We start from the raw sequence: 18,965 nt of genomic DNA on the forward strand, positions 1-18,965 counted from the left end.
GCCGCCGGGGGGGGCCCCCCCGGCGGGGGGCCCCCCCCCCCCCGTCTCAGCCCGCGGCGATCCCACCGGGCGGGCTGACGGGTCAGCCGGCGTGGCCGTTCGGGCCGGGCTTGACGTTGTGGTTGCGGCAGAACACGTTGCCCGGGTCCCAGTCGCGCTTGACCGCGGCAAGGCGTGCCATGGTCGCCGGCGGGTACATCCGCTCGGCGAACGTGGCGTCGGTCGAGACGGTGAAGTTGCCGTACACGCCCGACCCCTTCGCCTCGATCGCGTCCCACTCCTCGATGACCTGCGCGCGGGTCGCGTCGTCGAGCATGCCCGGCACGTCGAATGCTCCGGCCATCGCGAACCAGGTCGCGTCGCGAGCGGGGAACGCCGAGTCGTCTTGCGAGACGTCGCCGTACGCCCCGCCCAGCGAGCGGAGGAAGGCGACCGATGCCGGATGCCGCTCGCGGAACGACACGAGCTGCTCGATCGCGTCGTCGTCGAGAACCGGCAGCAGCGTGTTCCCGCCGACGAAGCCGGGCATCGGCTGCTCGGGGTCGAACTCGGGGGCCTCGAGGAGGACGTCGGGATACTCCTGCACCCCGAACTCGCGCTCGGTCACGCCCGGCGCGCGCGTGAGCGGCGCCAGCGCACGACGCGCGGCCTCTTCGTCGGTGCCGATCCACACTGCGGTGATGGAGGCGCCTGCGGGCGCATTCGGGTCCATCGCGGGCACATCCATGTACGTGACGGTGAGGTCGCGCGGGGCTTCGGTCATCAGATCGCGCAGCGCGCGGATGACCGGCCGGGCGTCGCCCTCGATGCCGTAGACCGCGTGCACCACGCCGTCGAGCGGATGAGCCTCGAAGTCGAACCTGGTGACGACGCCGAAGTTGCCCCCGCCGCCCCGGAGCGCCCACAGCAGCTCGGGATGCGAGGCATCCGTCGCCTCCACCACGTCGCCGCGGGCGGTCACGAGCTGCGCGCCCACGAGCTGGTCGGACGCCAGACCCCACGCGCGCACCATCCAGCCGATGCCGCCGCCGAGCGTGAGGCCGCCGACGCCGACCGATGCGGTGTCGCCCGAGCTGATGCCCAGCCCGCGCTCGGCGAGCGCGTGCGCGACGGCGCCCCACTGCGCTCCGCCGCCGACGCGGACGCGGGTGCCGTCGACCTCGATGTCGTCGAGCGCCGAGATGTCGAGGGTGAGGCCACCGGGCACCCCGCCCCAGGCGCTGTGACCGCCGCCGCGGATCATGATGTCGAGCCGCTCCGCCGAGGCGTAGCGGAGGGCGCCGCGCACGTCGTCGACGGCGGCGGCGCGGATGACGGCGGCGGGCGAGCCGATGCCGGAGTGGAAGCGGCGGGCGGATTCCCATTCGGAATCGCCCGGACGGATGACGGTGCCGACGGAGCCGGTGCTGAGGTCGTCGTTGCTCATGACGGCCAGGCTAGGGGTCGGCGCCGACATCGACCAGGGTCCACCCGGCGGAGTCCTCCGCGGCCGTGGCGGGTGGCCGGAGCGGCGTAGGCTCGCGAAGGTGACGAGCATCCTCTACATCGGCGGCACCGGAACCATCAGCGCGGCGTGCGCGCGCCGCTCCGTCGCCCTCGGGCACGACGTCGCGGTCCTGAACCGCGGCGGCGCCCGACGGCCCCTCCCGCCGGAGGTCGAGCTCATCGAGGCCGACATCCGCGATGCCGCGGCCGTCCGCGCCGCGATCGGCGATCGTCGTTTCGACGTGGTCGCCGAGTTCCTGGCGTTCTCACCCGAGCACATCGCGATCGACCTCGACCTGTTCGAGGGACGCACCGGCCAGTACGTGTTCATCAGCTCCGCCTCCGCGTACGAGAAGCCGCCGCGCCGGCTGCCGGTGACCGAGTCGACGCCGCTGCGCAACCCGTACTGGCAGTACTCGCGCGACAAGATCGCGTGCGAAGACGTGCTGGTCGCCGCCCACCGCGAGCGCGGTCTGCCCGTCACGATCATCCGCCCGTCCCACACCTACGACGAGCGGCTCCTGCCGACCCTCGGCCACTGGACCGACATCGCCCGCATGCGCGAGGGGCGCCCGGTCATCGTGCACGGCGACGGCACCAGCCTGTGGACGCTCACGCACAGCGACGACTTCGCGGTCGCGTTCACGGGCCTGCTCGGCAACCCCGCCGCGATCGGCGAGGCGTTCACGATCACCGGCACGCACGCGCCGAGCTGGAACCAGATCTACGGGTGGCTTGCGGATGCCGCGGGTGTGGCCTCCCCCGACCTCGTGCACGTCGCCTCCGACACGATCGCCGCCTTCGAGCCCGAACTCGGGCCGACCCTCATCGGCGACAAGGCGCATTCGATGGTCTTCGACGTGTCGAAGATTCAGCAGCTCGTCCCCGAGTTCCGCACCACGATCACCTTCGACGAGGGTGCGCGGCGCATCCTCGCGTACTACGACGCGAACCCCGAGGCGCAGCAGATCGACGAAGGCCGCGACGCGCTCTTCGATCGCATCGCGGCCTTCGTCCGCTCGGCCGGATGACGCCCGGCCCTGTCCTGATCAGCGCGTGATGTCGCGCACCGTGCCCTTGTCGAGGCGCAGACGGCGCCGGGCGCGACGCGCGACGGCCGAGTCATGGGTCACGACGATGAGCGTCAGCCCCTCGTCGTTGAGCGACTGGAGCACCGCGAGGATCTCGTCGCGCATGCTCTCGTCGAGGTTGCCCGTCGGCTCGTCGGCGAGGAGCACGCGCGGCCGCTTGACGATCGCCCGTGCGATGGCGACGCGCTGCTGCTGACCGCCCGACAGCTCGCCGGGGCGGTGGTCTGCACGCTCGGCGAGGCCGACGTGCGTGAGCGCCTCGGTGACCCGGGCGGTGCGCTCGTCCTTCGACAGCCCCAGCGGCTCGAGCGCCATGTCGACGTTCTCGTGCGCGGTGAGGGTGGGGATGAGGTTGAACCCCTGGAACACGAAGCCGATCTCGTGCGCGCGGATGCGGCCGAGCTCGCGGTTGTCCGCCGTCGCGATGTCGATCTCGCCCAGGTGCACCGAGCCGGTGGTCGGGCGGTCGAGCGCGCCGAGCAGCTGCAGGAGCGTCGACTTGCCGCCCCCGGTCGGTCCTTGGATCGTGACGAAGTCGCCCGCGTCGATCGTGAGGTCGACGCCCGCGAGCGCCTTCACGACGCGGCCCTTCTGGGTATAGGTGCGGGTGACGCCCTCGAGGCGGTACTGCGCCTGGGGCGCAGCATCCGCGGCCGCAGCCGGCTCGGTGTCGATCATGGTCATGACGTGCTCTCCCGTCGGTGAGGTGGGTTCAGGTGCGGTGGGGATGGTGTCGGACATGGGATGCCTCAGCCCACCGATCGCAGGGCTTCGGCGGGGCTGAGCCGGGATGCGCGCCAGCCGCCGAAGGCGCCGGCGACCAGGCCGCCGAGCACCGCGATGCCGACCGCCGCGACGACGACCCACAGGGTGATCGGCGCCGACAGGACGATGTCGGTTCCCGCGGACTGCATGGCGTTGCCGAACGCACCGCCGCCACCGCCCATCGGGCCCGTCTGACCGCCATCGGGGCCGAAGCTCTGCGTCGCGGGCGCCGTGGAGATGGTAGGCGAGATGAGGTTGATCGCGACGATCCCGGCGAAGCCGATGACGAGGCCGACCACACCGCCGATCGCACCCTGGACGACGGACTCCCCCGCGACCTGCCCGACCACGCGGCCGTTCGACCAGCCGATGGCCTTGAGCGTGCCGAACTCGCGTGTGCGGCGCGAGACGCCCGAGATCGTGAAGAGCACGGCGAGCACCAGCGCGACGGCGAGCACGATGAGCGAGAGCCAGGTGCCCAGGTTCGTGATGAGGGTCGAGGCGCTCGACAGCGATCCCGACACGGTCGAGGCAAGGTCCGCCTGCGAGCTCACGGTGGCGTCGGGAAGCTCCTCCTGGAGCGCCGTCTGCACCGACGCGATCGCGTCGGAGGACTCGGCCTGCACGTACACGGTCGACACGACGTCACCGGCGCCCGAGAGCTCCTGCGCGACGCCCAGCGGGATGTACACGTTGGAGGCGGTGTCGGCCTCGTCCGAGGTCGAGGCGACGAGCCCGACGATCTCGAACTCCTGACCGCCCACGTCGAGCGTGCCGCCGACGGCGAGGTCCGCCGTCGAGGCGTAGGTCGCGTCGAGCACGGCGACGTACGCGCCCTCGTCGGATGCCTCGAGGCCGCGGCCGTCCGAGACATCGACCGCCGAAAGGGGGCCGACGGCGTCCGCCGACGGGTCGATGCCGAGCACCGTGAACGAGTCGACGCCGAACGAGCCGCCGCCGAAGCCGCCGCCCCCGCCCTCGCCCCGCTGCGGGGGCTGGCCCTGGGTGCCCGTGCCGGAGTCCGTCGAGTCATCGGGACGCTGCGGCAGTTCCCCGGAGAACGTCATGTTGGTGAGGCTGAGGGCTGCAGATGCCGCGGACACGCCCTCGACGCCCGTCACGGTGTCGAGCGTCGACGCGTCGAGCGTCGACCGCATCGGCTCGGTCACGAGCCGCGACTGGCTGAGCTCGGTGGTGCCGTCGTCGGTGGTCGAGCCGCCGTCCTCGCCGAAGTCGAACCGGGCACCGCCCTGGCCCGGCTCCGCCTGTGCACCGGTCACGGTGAGGTCGGTGCCGACCCCGTACACGGACTCGAGCGCCTTCGCCTGCGCGGCGCTCACGCCCGCGGCGAGCGAATTCACGATCATCACGAGGGCGATCGCGATCGCGAGGCCGGCGGCCACGATGATCGTCTGCTTCTTGCGGCCGGCCAGCTCCCGCCGCAGATAGGTGAAGTACATGGGTCTCCTCTTGGCGGGCGGAATGCCGGCCGTCGACGTGACGCTACGAAGCGGCGTGATGCGCGCCGTCAGTGGGAGCTATGCGGGAGTTATGGAACGCGGCATCCGTCCCTCGTCCGCACCGTCGCGGATTTCACAGCCGGCGCATAGCGGGCTCCATAGGAATCGCATAGGAAGGCCCGCACAATGGACGCATGACCAACCCCGCACCCGCCCTGCTGCGTCCCGACGGCTCGAACCTCCGCGTCCTCGTGGTCGACGACGAGCAGATGCTCACCGACCTGCTGTCGATGGCGCTGCGCATGGAGGGATGGGAGGTCCGCACCGCGGGCTCCGGCTTCGAGGCGCTGCAGTCCGCGCGGGACTTCGAGCCCGACGCGATGGTGCTCGACATCATGATGCCCGACCTCGACGGCATGTCGGTGCTGCAGCGGCTGCGTCAGGCGGGCGACGACGTGCCGGTGCTGTTTCTCACCGCGAAGGACGCCGTCAGCGACCGTGTCGCCGGGCTCACCGCGGGCGGCGACGACTACGTCACCAAGCCGTTCAGCCTCGAAGAGGTCGTCGCGCGCCTTCGCGGGCTCATGCGCCGCGCCGGCACCGCGCACGCCGCGGGCGCCGAGCCGATCCTCCGCGTCGGCGACCTCACCCTCAACGAGGACAGTCACGAGGTCGAGCGCGCCGGCACCGAGATCGAACTCACCGCGACGGAGTTCGAGCTGCTCCGCTACCTCATGCGCAACCAGCGCCGTGTCGTGTCGAAGGCGCAGATCCTCGACCGCGTCTGGAACTACGATTTCGGCGGCCGCTCGAGCGTCGTCGAGCTCTACATCTCGTACCTCCGCAAGAAGATCGACGCGGGACTCGAACCCCTCATCCACACTGTGCGCGGCGTCGGCTACATGATCAAGGCGCCGCAGTGACGGACCAGAAGACTCCCGACCCCACCACGACGGGGACGACGGATGCCTCGACCGACGCGGGCGCGCAGGCCGAGGCATCCACTCCTCCCGTGCAGGACACCGAAGACACCCTCCCCCGCCGAGCACCCTGGACCCTGCAGCGCAAGCTGATCGTCACGGTGGTCGGCATCACGTCGTTCATCCTGGTGCTCGTCGCGGTGGCGACGAGCGCGATCCTGGGGCAGGTGCTGGAGCAGCAGCTCGACGCCGAGGTGAAGGCCGAGCGTCAGAGCGTCGAGTATCTGCGGGGTCCCGTCGCGGGAGGACTGACCGCGGAGCAGATCCTCGAGCAGCAACCGCGCCAGTCCGGCTACTTCCTGGCCGTCGAGTCGCTCCCGGACGCACCGACGGCAGCCGTCGTCGACGCGAACGGCGACATCGTCGCCCTCACCGACGAGCAGATCGCCGAGATCAGCAAGAGCATCCAGAACCAGCGCGGGCAGTTCGTGGCCACGATCGACGAACTCGGCACGTACCGCATCGAAGGCGTGTCCTTCGGCGGCACGACCATCATCGTCGGCCTGTCGCGTGCCGGGATCACCGAGACCCTCACGCGCATGCTGATCACGATCGGACTCCTCACCGCGGGCGGCCTGCTGCTGCTCGCCGTCGCGACCTCGTGGACGATCCGCCGCGGGCTCGCACCGCTGCGCGCCGTCGCCGACACCGCGGCACGCGTGTCGGTGCTGCAGCTCGACCAGGGCGAGGTCTCGATCGCCGAGCGCGTCCCCGTGCGCGAGTCCGACCCGCGCACCGAGGTCGGCCGCGTGGGCGCGGCCCTCAACACCCTGCTCGACCACGTCGACGAGTCGCTCACCGCGCGCCAGCGCAACGAGGAGCGCATGCGCAGCTTCGTCGCCGACGCCAGCCACGAGCTGCGGACGCCGCTGGCGTCGATCCGCGGCTACTCCGAGCTGTCGCTCACGGCGCTCAGCCGCGGTCAGAGCACGGCCCTCGAGACGACCGAGGCGTCGCTCGAGCGCATCCAGGCGCAGTCGCTGCGCATGACCTCGCTCGTCGAGGACCTGCTGCTGCTCGCGCGGCTCGACGAGGGCCAGGAGCTCGTGTACGGCACCGTCGACCTGACACGCCTCGCGATCGACGCGGTGGGCGACGTCACGCCGACCGGTCCCGACCACGAGTGGGTGCTCGAGGTCGGCGACGAGCCGGTGCTCATCGCCGGCGACACCGGGCGCCTGCACCAGGTCGCCGCGAACCTGCTCGCCAACGCCCGCACCCACACGCCGGCCGGCACGACGGTGACGGTGAGCGTCTCCCGCAACGGCAAGGACGCGATCCTCCGTGTGCACGACGACGGCCCCGGCATCGATCCGTCCCTCAAGGACGAGCTGTTCGAGCGCTTCTCGCGCGCCGACCGCAGCCGTGCCCGCCAGACCGGCGGCACCGGCCTAGGCCTGTCGATCGCCCGGGCCATCGTGGACGCCCACGGCGGCAGCATCCGTGTCGCCAGCAAGCCCGGCGACACGACCTTCGAGGTCCGACTGCCGGCCCGCCCCGCCGACCCCGTAGCGTCCTGACCCCTGCCCGGTCGTCCCGGCGGCACCTCCCGTTTCCGCGAGAGTGCAGCTGATCGCCGAGAGGTAGGGAACCAACCACCCTCTCGTCCACCAGCTGCACTCTCGCCGGCACGAGGCGTCGGCACGGGGCGTCGGGCCGAGGCGCCGGGCCGAGGCGGCAGGCCGAGACGCTGAGCCGAGGCGCCGGGCCGCGCCGGAAGCGGGCGTGGACCGCGGGTCAGTAGCCGCTGAAGGCGTCGGTCGTGATCGAGCGGGCCTTCTCGAGCGCGGGGGCGAGCTCGGCGATCAGGCCCGCAGGGCCCGAGATGTACGCGTGGCGCGATGCGATGTCGGGGACCACACGCACGAGGCCCTCGGCGTCCAGGCGGACCCCCTGCGCCCACATCCAGTGGGCCGGGAGGTCGGCGGGCCGGTCGCGCGTGAACACCACGACGCGGGCTCCGGATGCCTCGATCTCGTCGCGGTAGGCCAGCTCCGAGGAATCCGACGCGACGTAGACCAGGACCACGTCGCGGTACACGCCCTTCGCGGTTCCCTGGCCGAGCTGCGACACGAACGGCGTCACGCCGATGCCCGCCGCGACCATCAGGATCGGCGCGGCATCGCGCTTGGGGAGCAGGAAGTCGCCCCAGACGCCGGTGATCGCGAGCTCGTCGCCCGGCTCCACCAGCGCGAGCGCCTTCTTGTAGGAGCTCAGCGGCTTTGTGGTCTTGCCCTCCTTGAAGGCGACCTTCACGAACGGCAGGTCGGCGGGCGCGGACGCGATGCTGAACTCCCGGCGGGTGCCGCGCGCGTCGGGGTGGCGGTGCGGCACCTCGAGCTCGAGGTATTGGCCGGGCAGGAACGCGAGCCGGTCGTGCACGCGGAACGTGAGCTCCTGGACGGAGGGGGTCGGTTCGGCGCGGGCGACGAGCGTGAGCCGCACGGCCGTGCGGACGGCGAACGCGAAGGCCACCAGGTTGCCGATCAGGAGCGCTCGCTCCTGCCCCAGGGTGATGTCGCCGATGGCGATCGGCCACCCGGCGAGCACCCCGACGACGCCGGCGACGACGAACTGCTGCCAGCGCCGGGGCGGGAGCGTCAGCGGCTCCGACAGCATGAACGCGCCGAGGAAGAGGAACGGCGACGACCACAGCACGGGCCACAGCAGGTCGAGCACATCGATCTCGAGGCCCGCGTCCTGGTACTGCACCGACGTGCGGATGACGGCGACGGCCACGGCGGTGACGAGGAACACGAGGATGACGCGCACCTTCTCGGTGCGCACGAGCACGGCGAGGCCGAGCAGGATCACGGGCGCCGCGAGGGCGGGCGTGCCCACCCACCACGAGGACGCGCCCAGGTCGGGCCACGCCAGGCTCAGCAGCGTGAGCACCGTGGCGCCGACCGCCGCGGGGTTGAAGATGTGGCGGCCGCGCCAGGCCAGGACGTACTTCGACAGCGACGCGACGGCCGCGGCGATCGCGATCCCGACGAGCGGAACGAGCTCGTACGTCGGACGCAGCACGAACAGCAGGATGTGCGCCGTGATGAGCGACGATTCGAGGCGCCACGGGAGGTTCAGCACGCGCTGGGCCGCGGCATCCACCCCCACGCAGACGGCCGACAGCACGGCGAGCGTCGCGATCAGCTGCAGCGGGTCGGGGCCGACGAGATCGAAGAACGACAGCAGCAGCGCGACGACCGCGAGCGCCGCGAGCGCGAGATAGACGAGGCGGTACATCGACACGCGGCCGAGCACCGCGAAGAGACGGTTCCAGAGGGCGGTGAGGTTCGTCATCGGGTCACACCGGCTGCAGGGGCTCGAAGCGACCCGCAGGCGGGATGACACGGATGCTGTCGCCCGGGCGGACGACGCCGCCCGCGAGCACGACCGACATGACGCCCGCCCGGCGCACCGTGGCGCCGGTGTCGTCGACGTGGACCAATTCCTTCATGAGGCCTTCCGAGAGTCCGTTGATCTGCGCGCAGGGGTTGCGGAGCCCGGTGATCTCGATCACCGCGTCCTCGCCGAGCTCGAGCCGCGTGCCACGCGACAGCCCGAGCAGGTCGACGCCGGCGGTCGTGATGTTCTCCCCCAGGGCGCCGGGTGTCACCTCGTGGCCCCGGTCGCCCATGTCGTCGAACAGCTCGGCGTGGATGAGATGCACCTGCCGGAGGTTGGGTGTCGTGGGGTCCCGCTTGATGCGCGAGAGGTGCTGCACGGTGACGCCGGCGTGGGAGTCGCCCTCGACGCCGATCCCGGCGACGAGGGTGATGCTCTCGCGCGTCGGCTTGCTGAAACGATGCGCGTCGTCGCGGGAGACCGCGACGACGTGTCCGGAGGAAGACTCGGTCACCCTTAAACGCTATCTGCTCGCACGAACAGCTCGGCGCGGCAGCCGGGCGACCACTCGACGCGGCCGTCGGTGGTCATGCGCACCCACTCCACGCCCCACTCGTGCGCGAGACGCGGGCCGCCGTCGAAGAACAGCGCGGTCGCGATCGCGTCGGCCGTCATCGCGTCGGCCGCCACCGCCCACGTCGCCGCGTATGTCCGCACCGGCTGCCCAGTGCGCGCGTCGAGCACGTGGTGCAGGGTGGTGCCCGTCGCCGACGGCCACGCGCGCCGGTTGATCGCCGACGCGCAGAGCGCGGCATCCGTCACCTCCCACACGCCGATCGCGCGACGCGGATCGAACGGGTGCTCCAGCCCGATGCGCTGCGGCCGCCCTCGCACGGCGAGGTCGCCGCCGGCGTCGACGGTGAGGTCGCCGGACTCGGTGCGCACCAGAACGCCGAGCACGAGGTCGACGAGGCGCCCCTTGCCGAGCGCGCCGACATCAACCGTCGCGGGCTCGGTGAGGGCGAGCCGGCCGCCCTGCCAGGTGAGCCGCTCGCGCCAGTCGACCGGCGCCGCCACCGGTCGGGCGCCCTGGAACGAGTAGTGCGCGTCATAGCCGAGCGCGTCGAGCGAGTCTCCGACGAGCGGGTTCACCGCTCCCCCGGTCGCGTCCGACACGGCAGCGAGGGCGTCGAGCATGGGGGCGGCGTCCTCGGGCGAAGGAAGGGATCCCGCGCCGCCGGCCAGCGCACGGACGTCGGAGTCGTCGCGGAACCGCGACCACGCCCGGTCGAACGCGTCGATCCGCGCCGTCACCTCGTCGCGCACCGCCGCGGGCAGCGGACGCTCGGTGACGATCTCCCATGTCGTGCCGATGGCGTCGAAGCGCCACGACGCCGGCACGGTGCTCATGGGCTAGCTCGCCGCTTCGGACTTGATCGCCTCGATGGCCTCGTTGAAGCCGTTGCTGGTGAGCGACGATCCGGCGACACGGCTGACCTGGAGGTCGTCGATGTCCTGCCCGACCACCACGTCGGCGATGCCGCCGATGAACTGGCCCTGGTACTGCTCCGACTCGCGCTTCTGCGGGTCGCCGGTCACCTCGACGGCGGTGATGACGTCGTCCTCGAGGGTCACCGTCACGCTGATCGTCTCGACGGACTCGGGAGTCGCGTACGAGCCGTCCGCCGTGTAGGTGCCATCGGCGTACGAGCCGGAACCGGTGTCGGACCCGGTCGAGCCGGTGTCGGTCGACGAGGACGATCCGGTGTCGGGCGTGGTGGGCTCTTCGGCCTCGGAGGCGGTCGCGGCACAGCCCGAGAGGAGGGCGATGCCGGCGACGGCGGTGAGGGCCGCGCCGGCGCGGACGGGGCGGGAAGCGAGTGCGGTGCGGATCATGACGGTCCTCCTGGCTCGGGTCGGGCTCGTGGCGTCGACGCGATGTCCGCGTCGGATTGGATCCTTTCAAGCTCGCCTATGAGCCGCCTTTGAGCGCTGCCGCAGAGCCCGATGAGCCCCGCCGCGCACGCAGCACCGCCTTCAGCACCTCCACCGCGAGGAAGATGCCGATCGACACGACGATCGGGAGGATCCAGGATGCCGCGGGCAGCGGCCGCGACTCGAACAGCACGTTCATGAACGGCACATACGTGTAGATGAGCTGCAGCACCACCAGCGCGAGCGCCGACCACCACACCACCCTGTTGCCGCGCAGCACGTCGAGAGTGAGGCTCGAACGGGTGAGGAACCGGCAGTTGAAGAGGAACGCGAGCTGCCCGAACGCGAGCATCAGGACGGCCTCCGTGCGCGCCACCTCGAGATCCGCTCCCGCCGCGTACACCCCGTAGAACACGCCCATCGCGGCGCCGCCGATCAGCAGCGACACGATGAGGATGAAGCCGAGCTCGCCGCGGTTGATGATCGGACCGCCGGACGCGCGGGGCGGACGGCGCATGATGCCGCGCTCGGCCGGCTCGTACGCCAGGGCGAGCGAGAGCGTCACGGCGGTGACCATGTTCACCCAGAGCACCTGCACGCTGGTCAGCGGCAGCGCGAGCCCGAACACGACCGCGACCAGGATCACGAGGGACTGCGCCCCGTTCGTGGGCAGGAGGAACACGATCGACTTGCGCAGGTTGTCGTAGATGCGCCGGCCCTCGGCGATGGCGCTGCGGATCGTCGCGAAGTTGTCGTCGGCGAGCACGAACTCGGCCGCCTCCTTCGTGGCCTCCGTGCCCTTGATGCCCATCGCGATGCCCACGTCGGCGCGCGTGAGGGCGGGAGCGTCGTTGACGCCGTCGCCGGTCATCGCCACGACCTCGCCGTGCGACTGCAGCGCGCGCACGATGCGGATCTTGTGCTCAGGACTGGTGCGCGCGTACACATCGACATCGCGCACCACCTCGCGCAGCTGCTCCTGGCTCAGCGCCTCGAGCTCCGCGCCGGTGAGCACCTCCGCGTCCGCGCCCGCCAGGCCCATCTCGTGCGCGATCGCGAGGGCGGTGCCGGCGTGGTCGCCGGTGATCATCTTCACCCGGATGCCGGCGGTGTGACAGTCCGCGATCGCCTCGACGGCGTCGGGCCGGGGCGGATCGACGATGCCCCACAGGCCGATGAACTCGAGGTCGACCAGGTCGTCGAGCGCGAACTCGTCCGTCGTGGGACGCACCGGCTTGCGTGCGGCCGCCAGGACGCGCAGGCCCTCGCCGCTGAGCCTCGCGACCGCCTCGTCCCAGCGCACCAGGTCGAGCGGCTCGGAGCCGTTCGCGCCGCGCTGCGTGAGCGAGCGTTCGAGGAGCCGGTCGGGCGCGCCCTTCACGAGGATCGCGCGCGACACCTCACCCGCCTCGCCTCCCGAGCGCGCGCCCTCGTTGAGCGTCGCCATGAGCTTGTTGGCGGAATCGAACGGGATGACGGCGACCCGACGCCCTCCGGTGCTCCCGACGCCGCCCTTGATCGCGACGGCCTTGAGCGCACCTTCGGTGGGCTCGCCCACGAGGCTCCACGAGCCGTCGTCGGCGCGCACGATGTGCGCGTCGTTGCACAGGGTCGCGATCGCGAGGATCGCGGCGAGATCGCCGCGGCCCCCGGCATCCGGTTCTCCGTCCGCCGTCATGATCTCGCCCTCGGGCGCGTAGCCGAGGCCGGTGACGTCGTAGTCCGCGAGCGGGGTGACGATGTGGCGCACCGTCATCTCGTTGCGGGTGAGCGTGCCCGTCTTGTCGGAGCAGACGGTGGTGACGGAGCCGAGCGCCTCGACGGCGGGGAGCTTGCGCGTGATGGCGTTGTGGCGGGCCATCTGCTGAACGCCGATGGCGAGCGTGATCGTCACGAGCGCGGGGAGGCCCTCGGGGATCGCCGCGACCGCGAAGCCGATGGCAGCCGAGATCAGCTCGTCATACGGCATCCCGTGGAGGAACCGCCCGATCATCATCATGACCGCCGCCATGCCGAGGATCACGACGGTGAGCACGCGGCCGAAGCTGTCGAGCTGACGGGTGAGCGGCGTGGCCAGGGCGTCGGCCTCGTCGGCGAGGCTCTGGATGCGGCCGAGCTCGGTCGTCGGACCGGTGGCGGTGACGACCCCCCGGCCCTGGCCGGCGCTCACGATGGTTCCCGAGAACGCCATCGATCCGCGGTCGCCCACGCCCGCGTCGGCCGCGACCGGATCCGTCGTCTTGGACGACGGCACCGACTCCCCCGTGAGCGCGGCCTCGTCGACGCGCAGCTGATGCGCCTGCAGCAGTCGCAGGTCGGCCGGCACCTTGTCGCCCGGCATCAGCCGCACCACGTCGCCGGGCACGAGGTCCGCCGCGGGGACGGTGACCCAGCCGCCGTCGCGTCGCGCGCTGGCGTCGGCAGACAGCATGCCGCGGATGCCCGCGAGCGCCTTCTCGGCGCGACCCTCCTGCACGTACCCGATGACCGCGTTGATGATCGCGACCACCATGATGACCCAGAAGTCGAGCCAGTCGCCCATGAGGGCCTTGATGACCGCGGCACCCAGCAGGATGTAGATCAGGGTGTCGTTGAAGTGCGCGAGGAACCGCAACCACGCCGGCTTGCGCACCGGCTCAGGCAGGCGGTTGGGCCCCGCGATCCCGAGGCGTTCCGCCGCGTCAGCGGCGCGCAGGCCTGCCGCGTCCGCCGCGAGATGAGCGAGCACGTCGTCGATGGGGATCGCCCACGGACGCGCGACCGTCAGCCGGGCTTCCGTCAGGGGTGCGGAGTCGAGCGGCTGCGACATCTCTGCTTCGTCCTTCCGTCGCCTCCGCGGAGTCGCTGTCTCGACTCGGCGCCGGCGTCAGGCGGCCCCGTCGAACATGCTGGTGACGGAGCCGTCCTCGAACACTTCGTGGATCGCACGTGCGAGCAGGGGTGCGATAGGCAGAATCGTAAGCGTCGCGAAGCGCTTCTCGGCGGGGATCGGCACCGTGTCGGTCACGACGACCTCATCGACCGCGGGGCTCTGCAGGCGCTGAGCGGCCGGGTCGCTGAAGATCGCGTGGGTGGCGGCGACGATCACCTTGACCGCGCCGTTGGCCTTGAGCGCCTCGGCGGCCTTCACGATCGTGCCGCCGGTGTCGATCATGTCGTCGACGAGGAGGCAGACGCGTCCGTCGACGGCACCGACGATCTCGTTGACCGTGACCTGGTTCGCGACATTCGGGTCGCGGCGCTTGTGGATGATCGCGAGCGGCGCGCCGAGGCTGTCGGACCACTGGTCGGCGACGCGCACACGGCCGGTGTCGGGCGAGACGACGGTGAGGCGCTCACGGTCCTCGGCGCTCAGCGTGTTCTCGAAGTACTCGAGCAGCACGGGCTTGGCGAACAGGTGGTCGACGGGTCCGTCGAAGAAGCCCTGGATCTGCGCGGCGTGCAGGTCGACGCTCATGACGCGGTCGGCGCCCGCGGTCTTGAAGAGGTCGGCGACGAGGCGGGCGCTGATCGGCTCGCGACCGCGGCCCTTCTTGTCCTGGCGCGAGTACGGGAAGTACGGCGCGACGACCGTGATGCGCTTGGCCGACGCGCGCTTGGCGGCGTCGAGCATGATGAGGGTCTCCATCATCCACTCGTTCACCGGCGGGCCGAAGCTCTGGATGAGGAACAGGTCGCAGCCGCGGATCGAGACCTCGAATCGGGTGAGGATCTCACCCGACGCGAAGGTGCGGTACTCGGTCGGCACCAGCTCCGTGCTCAGCTGTGCGGCGACCTCGGCCGCGAGCTCGGGATGGGAGCTGCCTCGTGCGACCACGAGACGCTTCTTCGTCTTCGCGACGAGTCCCGGGGCGATGTCATTCGCCCGGTCGAGCTCAACGGTCTTCTTCTTGCGCGCCATCGTCCGCCTTCTGTGCGCTGCGGGCCTTGGCGGCGACATCCGCCGCTCCGGTACCCGGTCTGTTCTTCTCGACCCACCCCTCGACGTTGCGCTGAGGGGCGACGCTGAGAGCGAGGGCACCGGCGGGCACATCCTTGCGGATGACCGCCCCTGCCCCGGTCTTCGCGCCGTCTCCGATCCTAACGGGCGCCACGAAGACGTTGTGCGAGCCGGAGTGCACCTCGTCGCCGATCTCGGTGCGGTGCTTGTGCAGGTCGTCGTAGTTCGCGGTGATCGCGCCGGCGCCGAGGTTGACGTGCTTGCCGATCGTCGTGTCGCCGATGTACGACAGGTGCGGCACCTTGCTCGCCTCGCCGATCGTCGAGTTCTTGGTCTCGACGAAGGTGCCGATCTTGCCCTTGTCGCCGAGGTACGTGCCCGGACGCAGGTAGGCGAACGGTCCCACGGTGGCCTTCGCGCCGATCACGGCGAGCGTCGCGTCGGTGCGGGTGACGGTGGCGTCCTCCCCCACCTCGCAGTCGACGAGGCTCGTGTCGGGGCCGACGATCGCACCGGACGCGATCACGGTCGCGCGCAGGATGTGCGTGTTCGGCAGCACCGTGACATCGGGGGCCAGCTTCGCGTCCACGTCGATCCACGTCGTCGCCGGGTCGAGGACGGTCACGCCCTCGAGCTGCCAGCGCCGCACGGTGCGCGCGTTCAGGATGCGGGCGGCCTCGGCCAGCTGCACGCGGTCGTTGACGCCCAGGGCGGCCGCGGCGTCCGGAGCCGTCTGCGCCGCGACGAGGAGGCCGTCGCCGCGCAGCAGCGCCACGACGTCCGTCAGGTACTTCTCGCCCTGCGCGTTCGCGGTGCCCACGAGCGCCAGCTCGGTGCGCAGCGCCTGCATCTGGAAGACGTACACCCCGGCGTTGATCTCGGTGACGGATGCCTCGTCCGCCGTCGCGTCCTTCTGCTCGACGATGCGCGACACGGCGCCGTCGGCATCCCGGATCACCCGGCCGTAGCCGGTGGCGTCGTCGAGCGAGGCGCTGAGCACGGTCGCGGCCACGGCGCGGTCGCGATGGGTGCGCACGAGCGCCGCGAGCGTGTCGGCCTCGAGCAGCGGCACGTCACCGCTCAGCACGAGCACGTCGCCCGCGAAGTCGCCGAGGGCGTCGAGCGCCACCTCGACCGCGCGGCCCGTGCCGGGGACCTCGTCCTGGTCGACCACGACCACACCTGGCACGGCACTCGCGACGGCGTCGGCCACCAGGTCGCGCTCGTGCCGCACGACCACGACCACGCGCTCGGGCTCGAGGGAGATCGCGGTGTCGAGGACGTGCCCGACGAGGGGGCGGCCGCCGATGCGGTGCAGCACCTTCGGCGTCGCGGACTTCATGCGGGTGCCCTGCCCTGCGGCCAGGACGATGACGGCCAGTGCGCTGTCGCGGGTCGTGTCGGTCATGCTCCGCCGCCAGGACTCGAACCTAGACCTCACAGCTCCAAAGGCTGTCGTGCTGCCATTACACCACGGCGGACCGCGGCGCTCCCGGGTGCCGGGCGCCGCCCGTCAAGTCTGCCAGATGCCCCGTGCGCGCCCGTCCGCGGAGGCGGCCGGCGTCGGGGCGTGGGGGCCGGGTCGGGATAATGGGGGCATGACGGCGCAGAGCGACGAGGTGGACCGCATCGTCGAGGCCTGGACCACGCAGCGCCCCGACCTCGACTTCTCACCCCTCGGCGTGCTGTCTCGCGTGGACCGGCTGTCCCGCCACCTGGACCGCGCGCGCCGCGACGCGTTCAAGCGCAGCGAGCTCGAGCCGTGGGAGTGGGACGTGCTCTCGGCGCTGCGCCGCGCGGGCGAGCCGTTCCAGCTCAGCCCGAAGCAGCTGCTGCAGCAGACGCTCGTCTCCAGCGGCACGATGACCAACCGCATCGACCGCCTCGTCGGCCGGCGGCTGGTGCGCCGCGAATCAGATCCCGACGACGGCCGCAGCATCCTGGTCACCCTCACCGACGAGGGCAAGATCCGGGTGGATGCTGCGATCACGCGTCTCGTCGACGCCGAGGCGCTCCTGCTCGACGCGCTGTCACGGGGCGACCGCGACCGGCTGGCAGCCTTGCTGCGCAAGCTCAGCCTCGGGTTCGACGCCGCGGACTGACCCCGGATCAGCCGAGCTGCTCGGTGAGCTCGAACCAGCGCTCCTCGACGCCGTCGCGGTCCTTCTCGAGCTCGCCGATGCGGGCCATCTCGGCGCCGAGCCCGACGTAATCCGACTGGTCGTGGTCGGCGAGCGCCGTCTTCGCGTCGGCGATCTGCGTCTCGAGCTTCTCGAGGCGGCGCTCCAGCGACGCGACCTCCTTCTGTGCGGCGCGCAGCTCCTGCCCCGACAGCGACGGCGCGGGGGATGATACGGATGCTGCGGGTGCAGCATCCGCCGCCTTCGGGGTTGCCGGCCCCGCGGTGCGCTCGCGTTCGCGCAGGCGCAGGTATTCGTCGACGCCACCGGGGAGGTGGCGCAGGTGGCCGCCGAGGATCGCGAACTGCTGGTCGGTCACGCGCTCGATGAAGTACCGGTCGTGCGAGACGACCAGGAGCGTGCCCGGCCACGAGTCGAGGAGGTCCTCGATGGCGGCGAGCATGTCGGTGTCGAGGTCGTTGGTGGGCTCGTCGAGGATGAGCACGTTCGGCTGCTCGAGGAGGATCAGCAGCAGCTGCAGGCGGCGCTTCTGGCCACCCGACAGGTCCTTGACGGGAGTGGAGAGCTGAGCGCTCTGGAACCCCATGCTCTCGAGCAGCTGGCCGGGCGTGAGCTCCTGCGCCTTCGAGCCGCTGCCGAAGGTATACGTGGTGCGCAGGCGCGAGATGACGACGCGCACCGGGTCGCCGAGGTGCTCCTCGAGCTCGTCGAGGCGCTGCGTGAGGGTCGCGACCTTCACGGTCTTGCCGCGCTTCACGCGGCCGGCGGTGGGCTCCACGTCGCCCGAGACGAGGCCGAGCAGCGTCGACTTGCCGGCGCCGTTGACGCCGAGGATGCCGGTGCGCTCGCCGGGGGCGATCCGCCACTCGACCGGGTGCAGCACCTCACGGCCGTCGTAGGAGACCGCCGCATCGAGGAGGTCGACGACGTCCTTGCCGAGCCGTGAGACGGCGAGCGAGCGCAGCTCGGTCGCGTCGCGGATCTCGGGGACGTCGGCGATGAGGACGTTGGCGGCGTCGATGCGGAACTTCGGCTTCGACGTGCGCGCCGGCGCGCCGCGGCGCAGCCATGCGAGCTCCTTGCGGGCGAGGTTCTGGCGGCGCTGCTCGATCACGGCCGCCTGGCGATCGCGCTCGACGCGCTGCAGGATGTACGCCGCGTAGCCGCCCTCGAACGGCTCCACGATGCGGTCGTGCACCTCCCACGTGGTGTTGCACACCTCGTCGAGGAACCAGCGGTCGTGCGTCACGACCAGGAGTCCGCCCTGGTTCGCCGGCCAGCGGCGCTTGATGTGATCGGCGAGCCACGCGATCGCCTCGACGTCGAGGTGGTTTGTGGGCTCATCGAGGAAGATGACGTCGTCGTCGCCCACGAGCAGGGCCGCGAGCGACACGCGTCGGCGCTGACCTCCGGACAGCCCCGCGACCGGACCGTCCCACGGCAGGTCGCCGAGGAGGCCTGCGATGACGTCGCGCGTGCGCGCGTCGCCGGCCCACTCGTGATCGGGGCGCGCGCCGACGACGGCCTCCCGGATCGTGAGGGCGTCGTCGAGGGTGTCCGCCTGGTCGAGCACGCCGACGCGCACGCCGCCGCGCACCGTGACGCGGCCGCCGTCGGGCTCGAGCCGCCCGGCGAGCATCGCCAGCAGGCTCGACTTGCCGTCGCCGTTGCGGCCGACGACGCCGATGCGGTCGCCCTCGTCGATGCCGAGCGACACCCGGTCGAAGACGACCTTGGTCGGGAACTCCAGGTGCAGGGCCTCGGCCCCCAGAAGATGTGCCATGTCCCCTCAAGGCTAGGCGACCGGGGGCGGAACCCGGCGT

At 71.5% G+C, this 18,965-nt stretch carries 15 protein-coding genes and 1 tRNA gene; 4 read left to right on the top strand and 12 right to left on the bottom strand.

The genetic code is table 11. The features are described from left to right. Window positions 1-82 precede the first annotated feature (82 nt). A complete protein-coding gene (locus ACLBXX_RS11580) occupies window positions 83-1,426 on the bottom strand; it encodes an FAD-binding oxidoreductase (protein WP_447658130.1) in 1,344 nt (447 codons plus the stop codon). A gap of 100 nt (window positions 1,427-1,526) precedes the next feature. Between ACLBXX_RS11580 and ACLBXX_RS11585 the strand changes: the two genes are divergently transcribed. Continuing rightward, on the top strand, window positions 1,527-2,516 hold the full coding sequence (locus ACLBXX_RS11585) for an SDR family oxidoreductase (RefSeq protein WP_447658131.1): 990 nt from the start codon (window positions 1,527-1,529) through the stop codon (window positions 2,514-2,516). 18 nt (window positions 2,517-2,534) lie between these two features. Here the strand turns inward: ACLBXX_RS11585 and ACLBXX_RS11590 are convergent, their stop codons facing one another. After that, a complete protein-coding gene (locus ACLBXX_RS11590) occupies window positions 2,535-3,260 on the bottom strand; it encodes an ABC transporter ATP-binding protein (RefSeq protein WP_447658196.1) in 726 nt (241 codons plus the stop codon). Window positions 3,261-3,325: 65 nt separating this feature from the next. Then, window positions 3,326-4,801: an ABC transporter permease gene (locus ACLBXX_RS11595; protein WP_447658132.1), complete on the bottom strand. Its 1,476-nt coding sequence runs from the start codon at window positions 4,799-4,801 to the stop codon at window positions 3,326-3,328. A 194-nt stretch (window positions 4,802-4,995) separates the two neighbouring features. On the opposite strand from ACLBXX_RS11595, the gene ACLBXX_RS11600 reads away from it, so the two are divergent. Then, the gene (locus tag ACLBXX_RS11600) at window positions 4,996-5,724 is read left to right on the top strand and encodes a response regulator transcription factor (protein WP_056368077.1); all 729 of its coding nucleotides are present in this window, start codon (window positions 4,996-4,998) and stop codon (window positions 5,722-5,724) included. Further along, window positions 5,721-7,301, top strand: coding sequence for a sensor histidine kinase (locus ACLBXX_RS11605; RefSeq protein ID WP_447658133.1), 1,581 nt, complete (start codon window positions 5,721-5,723; stop codon window positions 7,299-7,301). The genes ACLBXX_RS11600 and ACLBXX_RS11605 overlap by 4 nt, the downstream gene beginning before the upstream one ends. A gap of 217 nt (window positions 7,302-7,518) precedes the next feature. Here ACLBXX_RS11605 and ACLBXX_RS11610 read toward each other — a convergent pair whose 3' ends face one another. The 8 genes from ACLBXX_RS11610 to ACLBXX_RS11645 form a co-directional block, all read right to left on the bottom strand. Continuing rightward, window positions 7,519-9,081, bottom strand: a complete 1,563-nt coding sequence (locus ACLBXX_RS11610; RefSeq protein ID WP_447658134.1) for an FAD-dependent oxidoreductase — start codon at window positions 9,079-9,081, stop codon at window positions 7,519-7,521. Window positions 9,082-9,085: 4 nt separating this feature from the next. Continuing rightward, on the bottom strand, window positions 9,086-9,640 hold the full coding sequence (locus tag ACLBXX_RS11615; protein ID WP_447658135.1) for an MOSC domain-containing protein: 555 nt from the start codon (window positions 9,638-9,640) through the stop codon (window positions 9,086-9,088). Window positions 9,641-9,642: 2 nt separating this feature from the next. Further along, on the bottom strand, window positions 9,643-10,536 hold the full coding sequence (locus ACLBXX_RS11620) for an FAD:protein FMN transferase (protein ID WP_447658136.1): 894 nt from the start codon (window positions 10,534-10,536) through the stop codon (window positions 9,643-9,645). Window positions 10,537-10,539: 3 nt separating this feature from the next. After that, window positions 10,540-11,022: an FMN-binding protein gene (locus ACLBXX_RS11625; protein ID WP_387145822.1), complete on the bottom strand. Its 483-nt coding sequence runs from the start codon at window positions 11,020-11,022 to the stop codon at window positions 10,540-10,542. 76 nt (window positions 11,023-11,098) lie between these two features. Then, window positions 11,099-13,870 (bottom strand): HAD-IC family P-type ATPase, encoded by a 2,772-nt coding sequence (locus ACLBXX_RS11630; RefSeq protein ID WP_447658137.1) that lies wholly within the window; start codon window positions 13,868-13,870, stop codon window positions 11,099-11,101. A gap of 57 nt (window positions 13,871-13,927) precedes the next feature. Next, complete coding sequence (locus ACLBXX_RS11635; RefSeq protein ID WP_387145816.1) at window positions 13,928-14,962, bottom strand: ribose-phosphate diphosphokinase; 1,035 nt, start codon at window positions 14,960-14,962, stop codon at window positions 13,928-13,930. Further along, on the bottom strand, window positions 14,937-16,409 hold the full coding sequence (gene glmU, locus ACLBXX_RS11640; protein WP_447658138.1) for a bifunctional UDP-N-acetylglucosamine diphosphorylase/glucosamine-1-phosphate N-acetyltransferase GlmU: 1,473 nt from the start codon (window positions 16,407-16,409) through the stop codon (window positions 14,937-14,939). Before glmU ends, ACLBXX_RS11635 begins: the two co-directional genes overlap by 26 nt. Before the next feature lies 1 nt (window position 16,410). Further along, a tRNA-Gln gene (locus ACLBXX_RS11645) sits at window positions 16,411-16,482 on the bottom strand. Between the two features lie 117 nt (window positions 16,483-16,599). Between ACLBXX_RS11645 and ACLBXX_RS11650 the strand changes: the two genes are divergently transcribed. Next, window positions 16,600-17,103 carry a MarR family winged helix-turn-helix transcriptional regulator gene (locus tag ACLBXX_RS11650; RefSeq protein ID WP_045299837.1) on the top strand — a complete coding sequence of 168 codons (504 nt, stop codon included), beginning with the start codon at window positions 16,600-16,602 and terminating at the stop codon, window positions 17,101-17,103. Between the two features lie 7 nt (window positions 17,104-17,110). Here the strand turns inward: ACLBXX_RS11650 and ACLBXX_RS11655 are convergent, their stop codons facing one another. Beyond that, the gene (locus ACLBXX_RS11655) at window positions 17,111-18,925 is read right to left on the bottom strand and encodes an ABC-F family ATP-binding cassette domain-containing protein (protein ID WP_447658139.1); all 1,815 of its coding nucleotides are present in this window, start codon (window positions 18,923-18,925) and stop codon (window positions 17,111-17,113) included. Window positions 18,926-18,965: the final 40 nt, after the last annotated feature.

The organism is Microbacterium sp. C23T (assembly GCF_053345975.1).

Coding starts and splice junctions, on each gene's coding strand:
- ACLBXX_RS11635 (WP_387145816.1), bottom strand. CDS start 14,962: ATGGCGCGCAAGAAGAAGACCGTTGAGCTCGACCGGGCGAATGACATC.
- ACLBXX_RS11590 (WP_447658196.1), bottom strand. CDS start 3,260: ATGACCATGATCGACACCGAGCCGGCTGCGGCCGCGGATGCTGCGCCC.
- ACLBXX_RS11620 (WP_447658136.1), bottom strand. CDS start 10,536: ATGAGCACCGTGCCGGCGTCGTGGCGCTTCGACGCCATCGGCACGACA.
- ACLBXX_RS11595 (WP_447658132.1), bottom strand. CDS start 4,801: ATGTACTTCACCTATCTGCGGCGGGAGCTGGCCGGCCGCAAGAAGCAG.
- ACLBXX_RS11610 (WP_447658134.1), bottom strand. CDS start 9,081: ATGACGAACCTCACCGCCCTCTGGAACCGTCTCTTCGCGGTGCTCGGC.
- ACLBXX_RS11600 (WP_056368077.1), top strand. CDS start 4,996: ATGACCAACCCCGCACCCGCCCTGCTGCGTCCCGACGGCTCGAACCTC.
- glmU (WP_447658138.1), bottom strand. CDS start 16,409: ATGACCGACACGACCCGCGACAGCGCACTGGCCGTCATCGTCCTGGCC.
- ACLBXX_RS11625 (WP_387145822.1), bottom strand. CDS start 11,022: ATGATCCGCACCGCACTCGCTTCCCGCCCCGTCCGCGCCGGCGCGGCC.
- ACLBXX_RS11650 (WP_045299837.1), top strand. CDS start 16,600: ATGACGGCGCAGAGCGACGAGGTGGACCGCATCGTCGAGGCCTGGACC.
- ACLBXX_RS11630 (WP_447658137.1), bottom strand. CDS start 13,870: ATGTCGCAGCCGCTCGACTCCGCACCCCTGACGGAAGCCCGGCTGACG.
- ACLBXX_RS11580 (WP_447658130.1), bottom strand. CDS start 1,426: ATGAGCAACGACGACCTCAGCACCGGCTCCGTCGGCACCGTCATCCGT.
- ACLBXX_RS11655 (WP_447658139.1), bottom strand. CDS start 18,925: ATGGCACATCTTCTGGGGGCCGAGGCCCTGCACCTGGAGTTCCCGACC.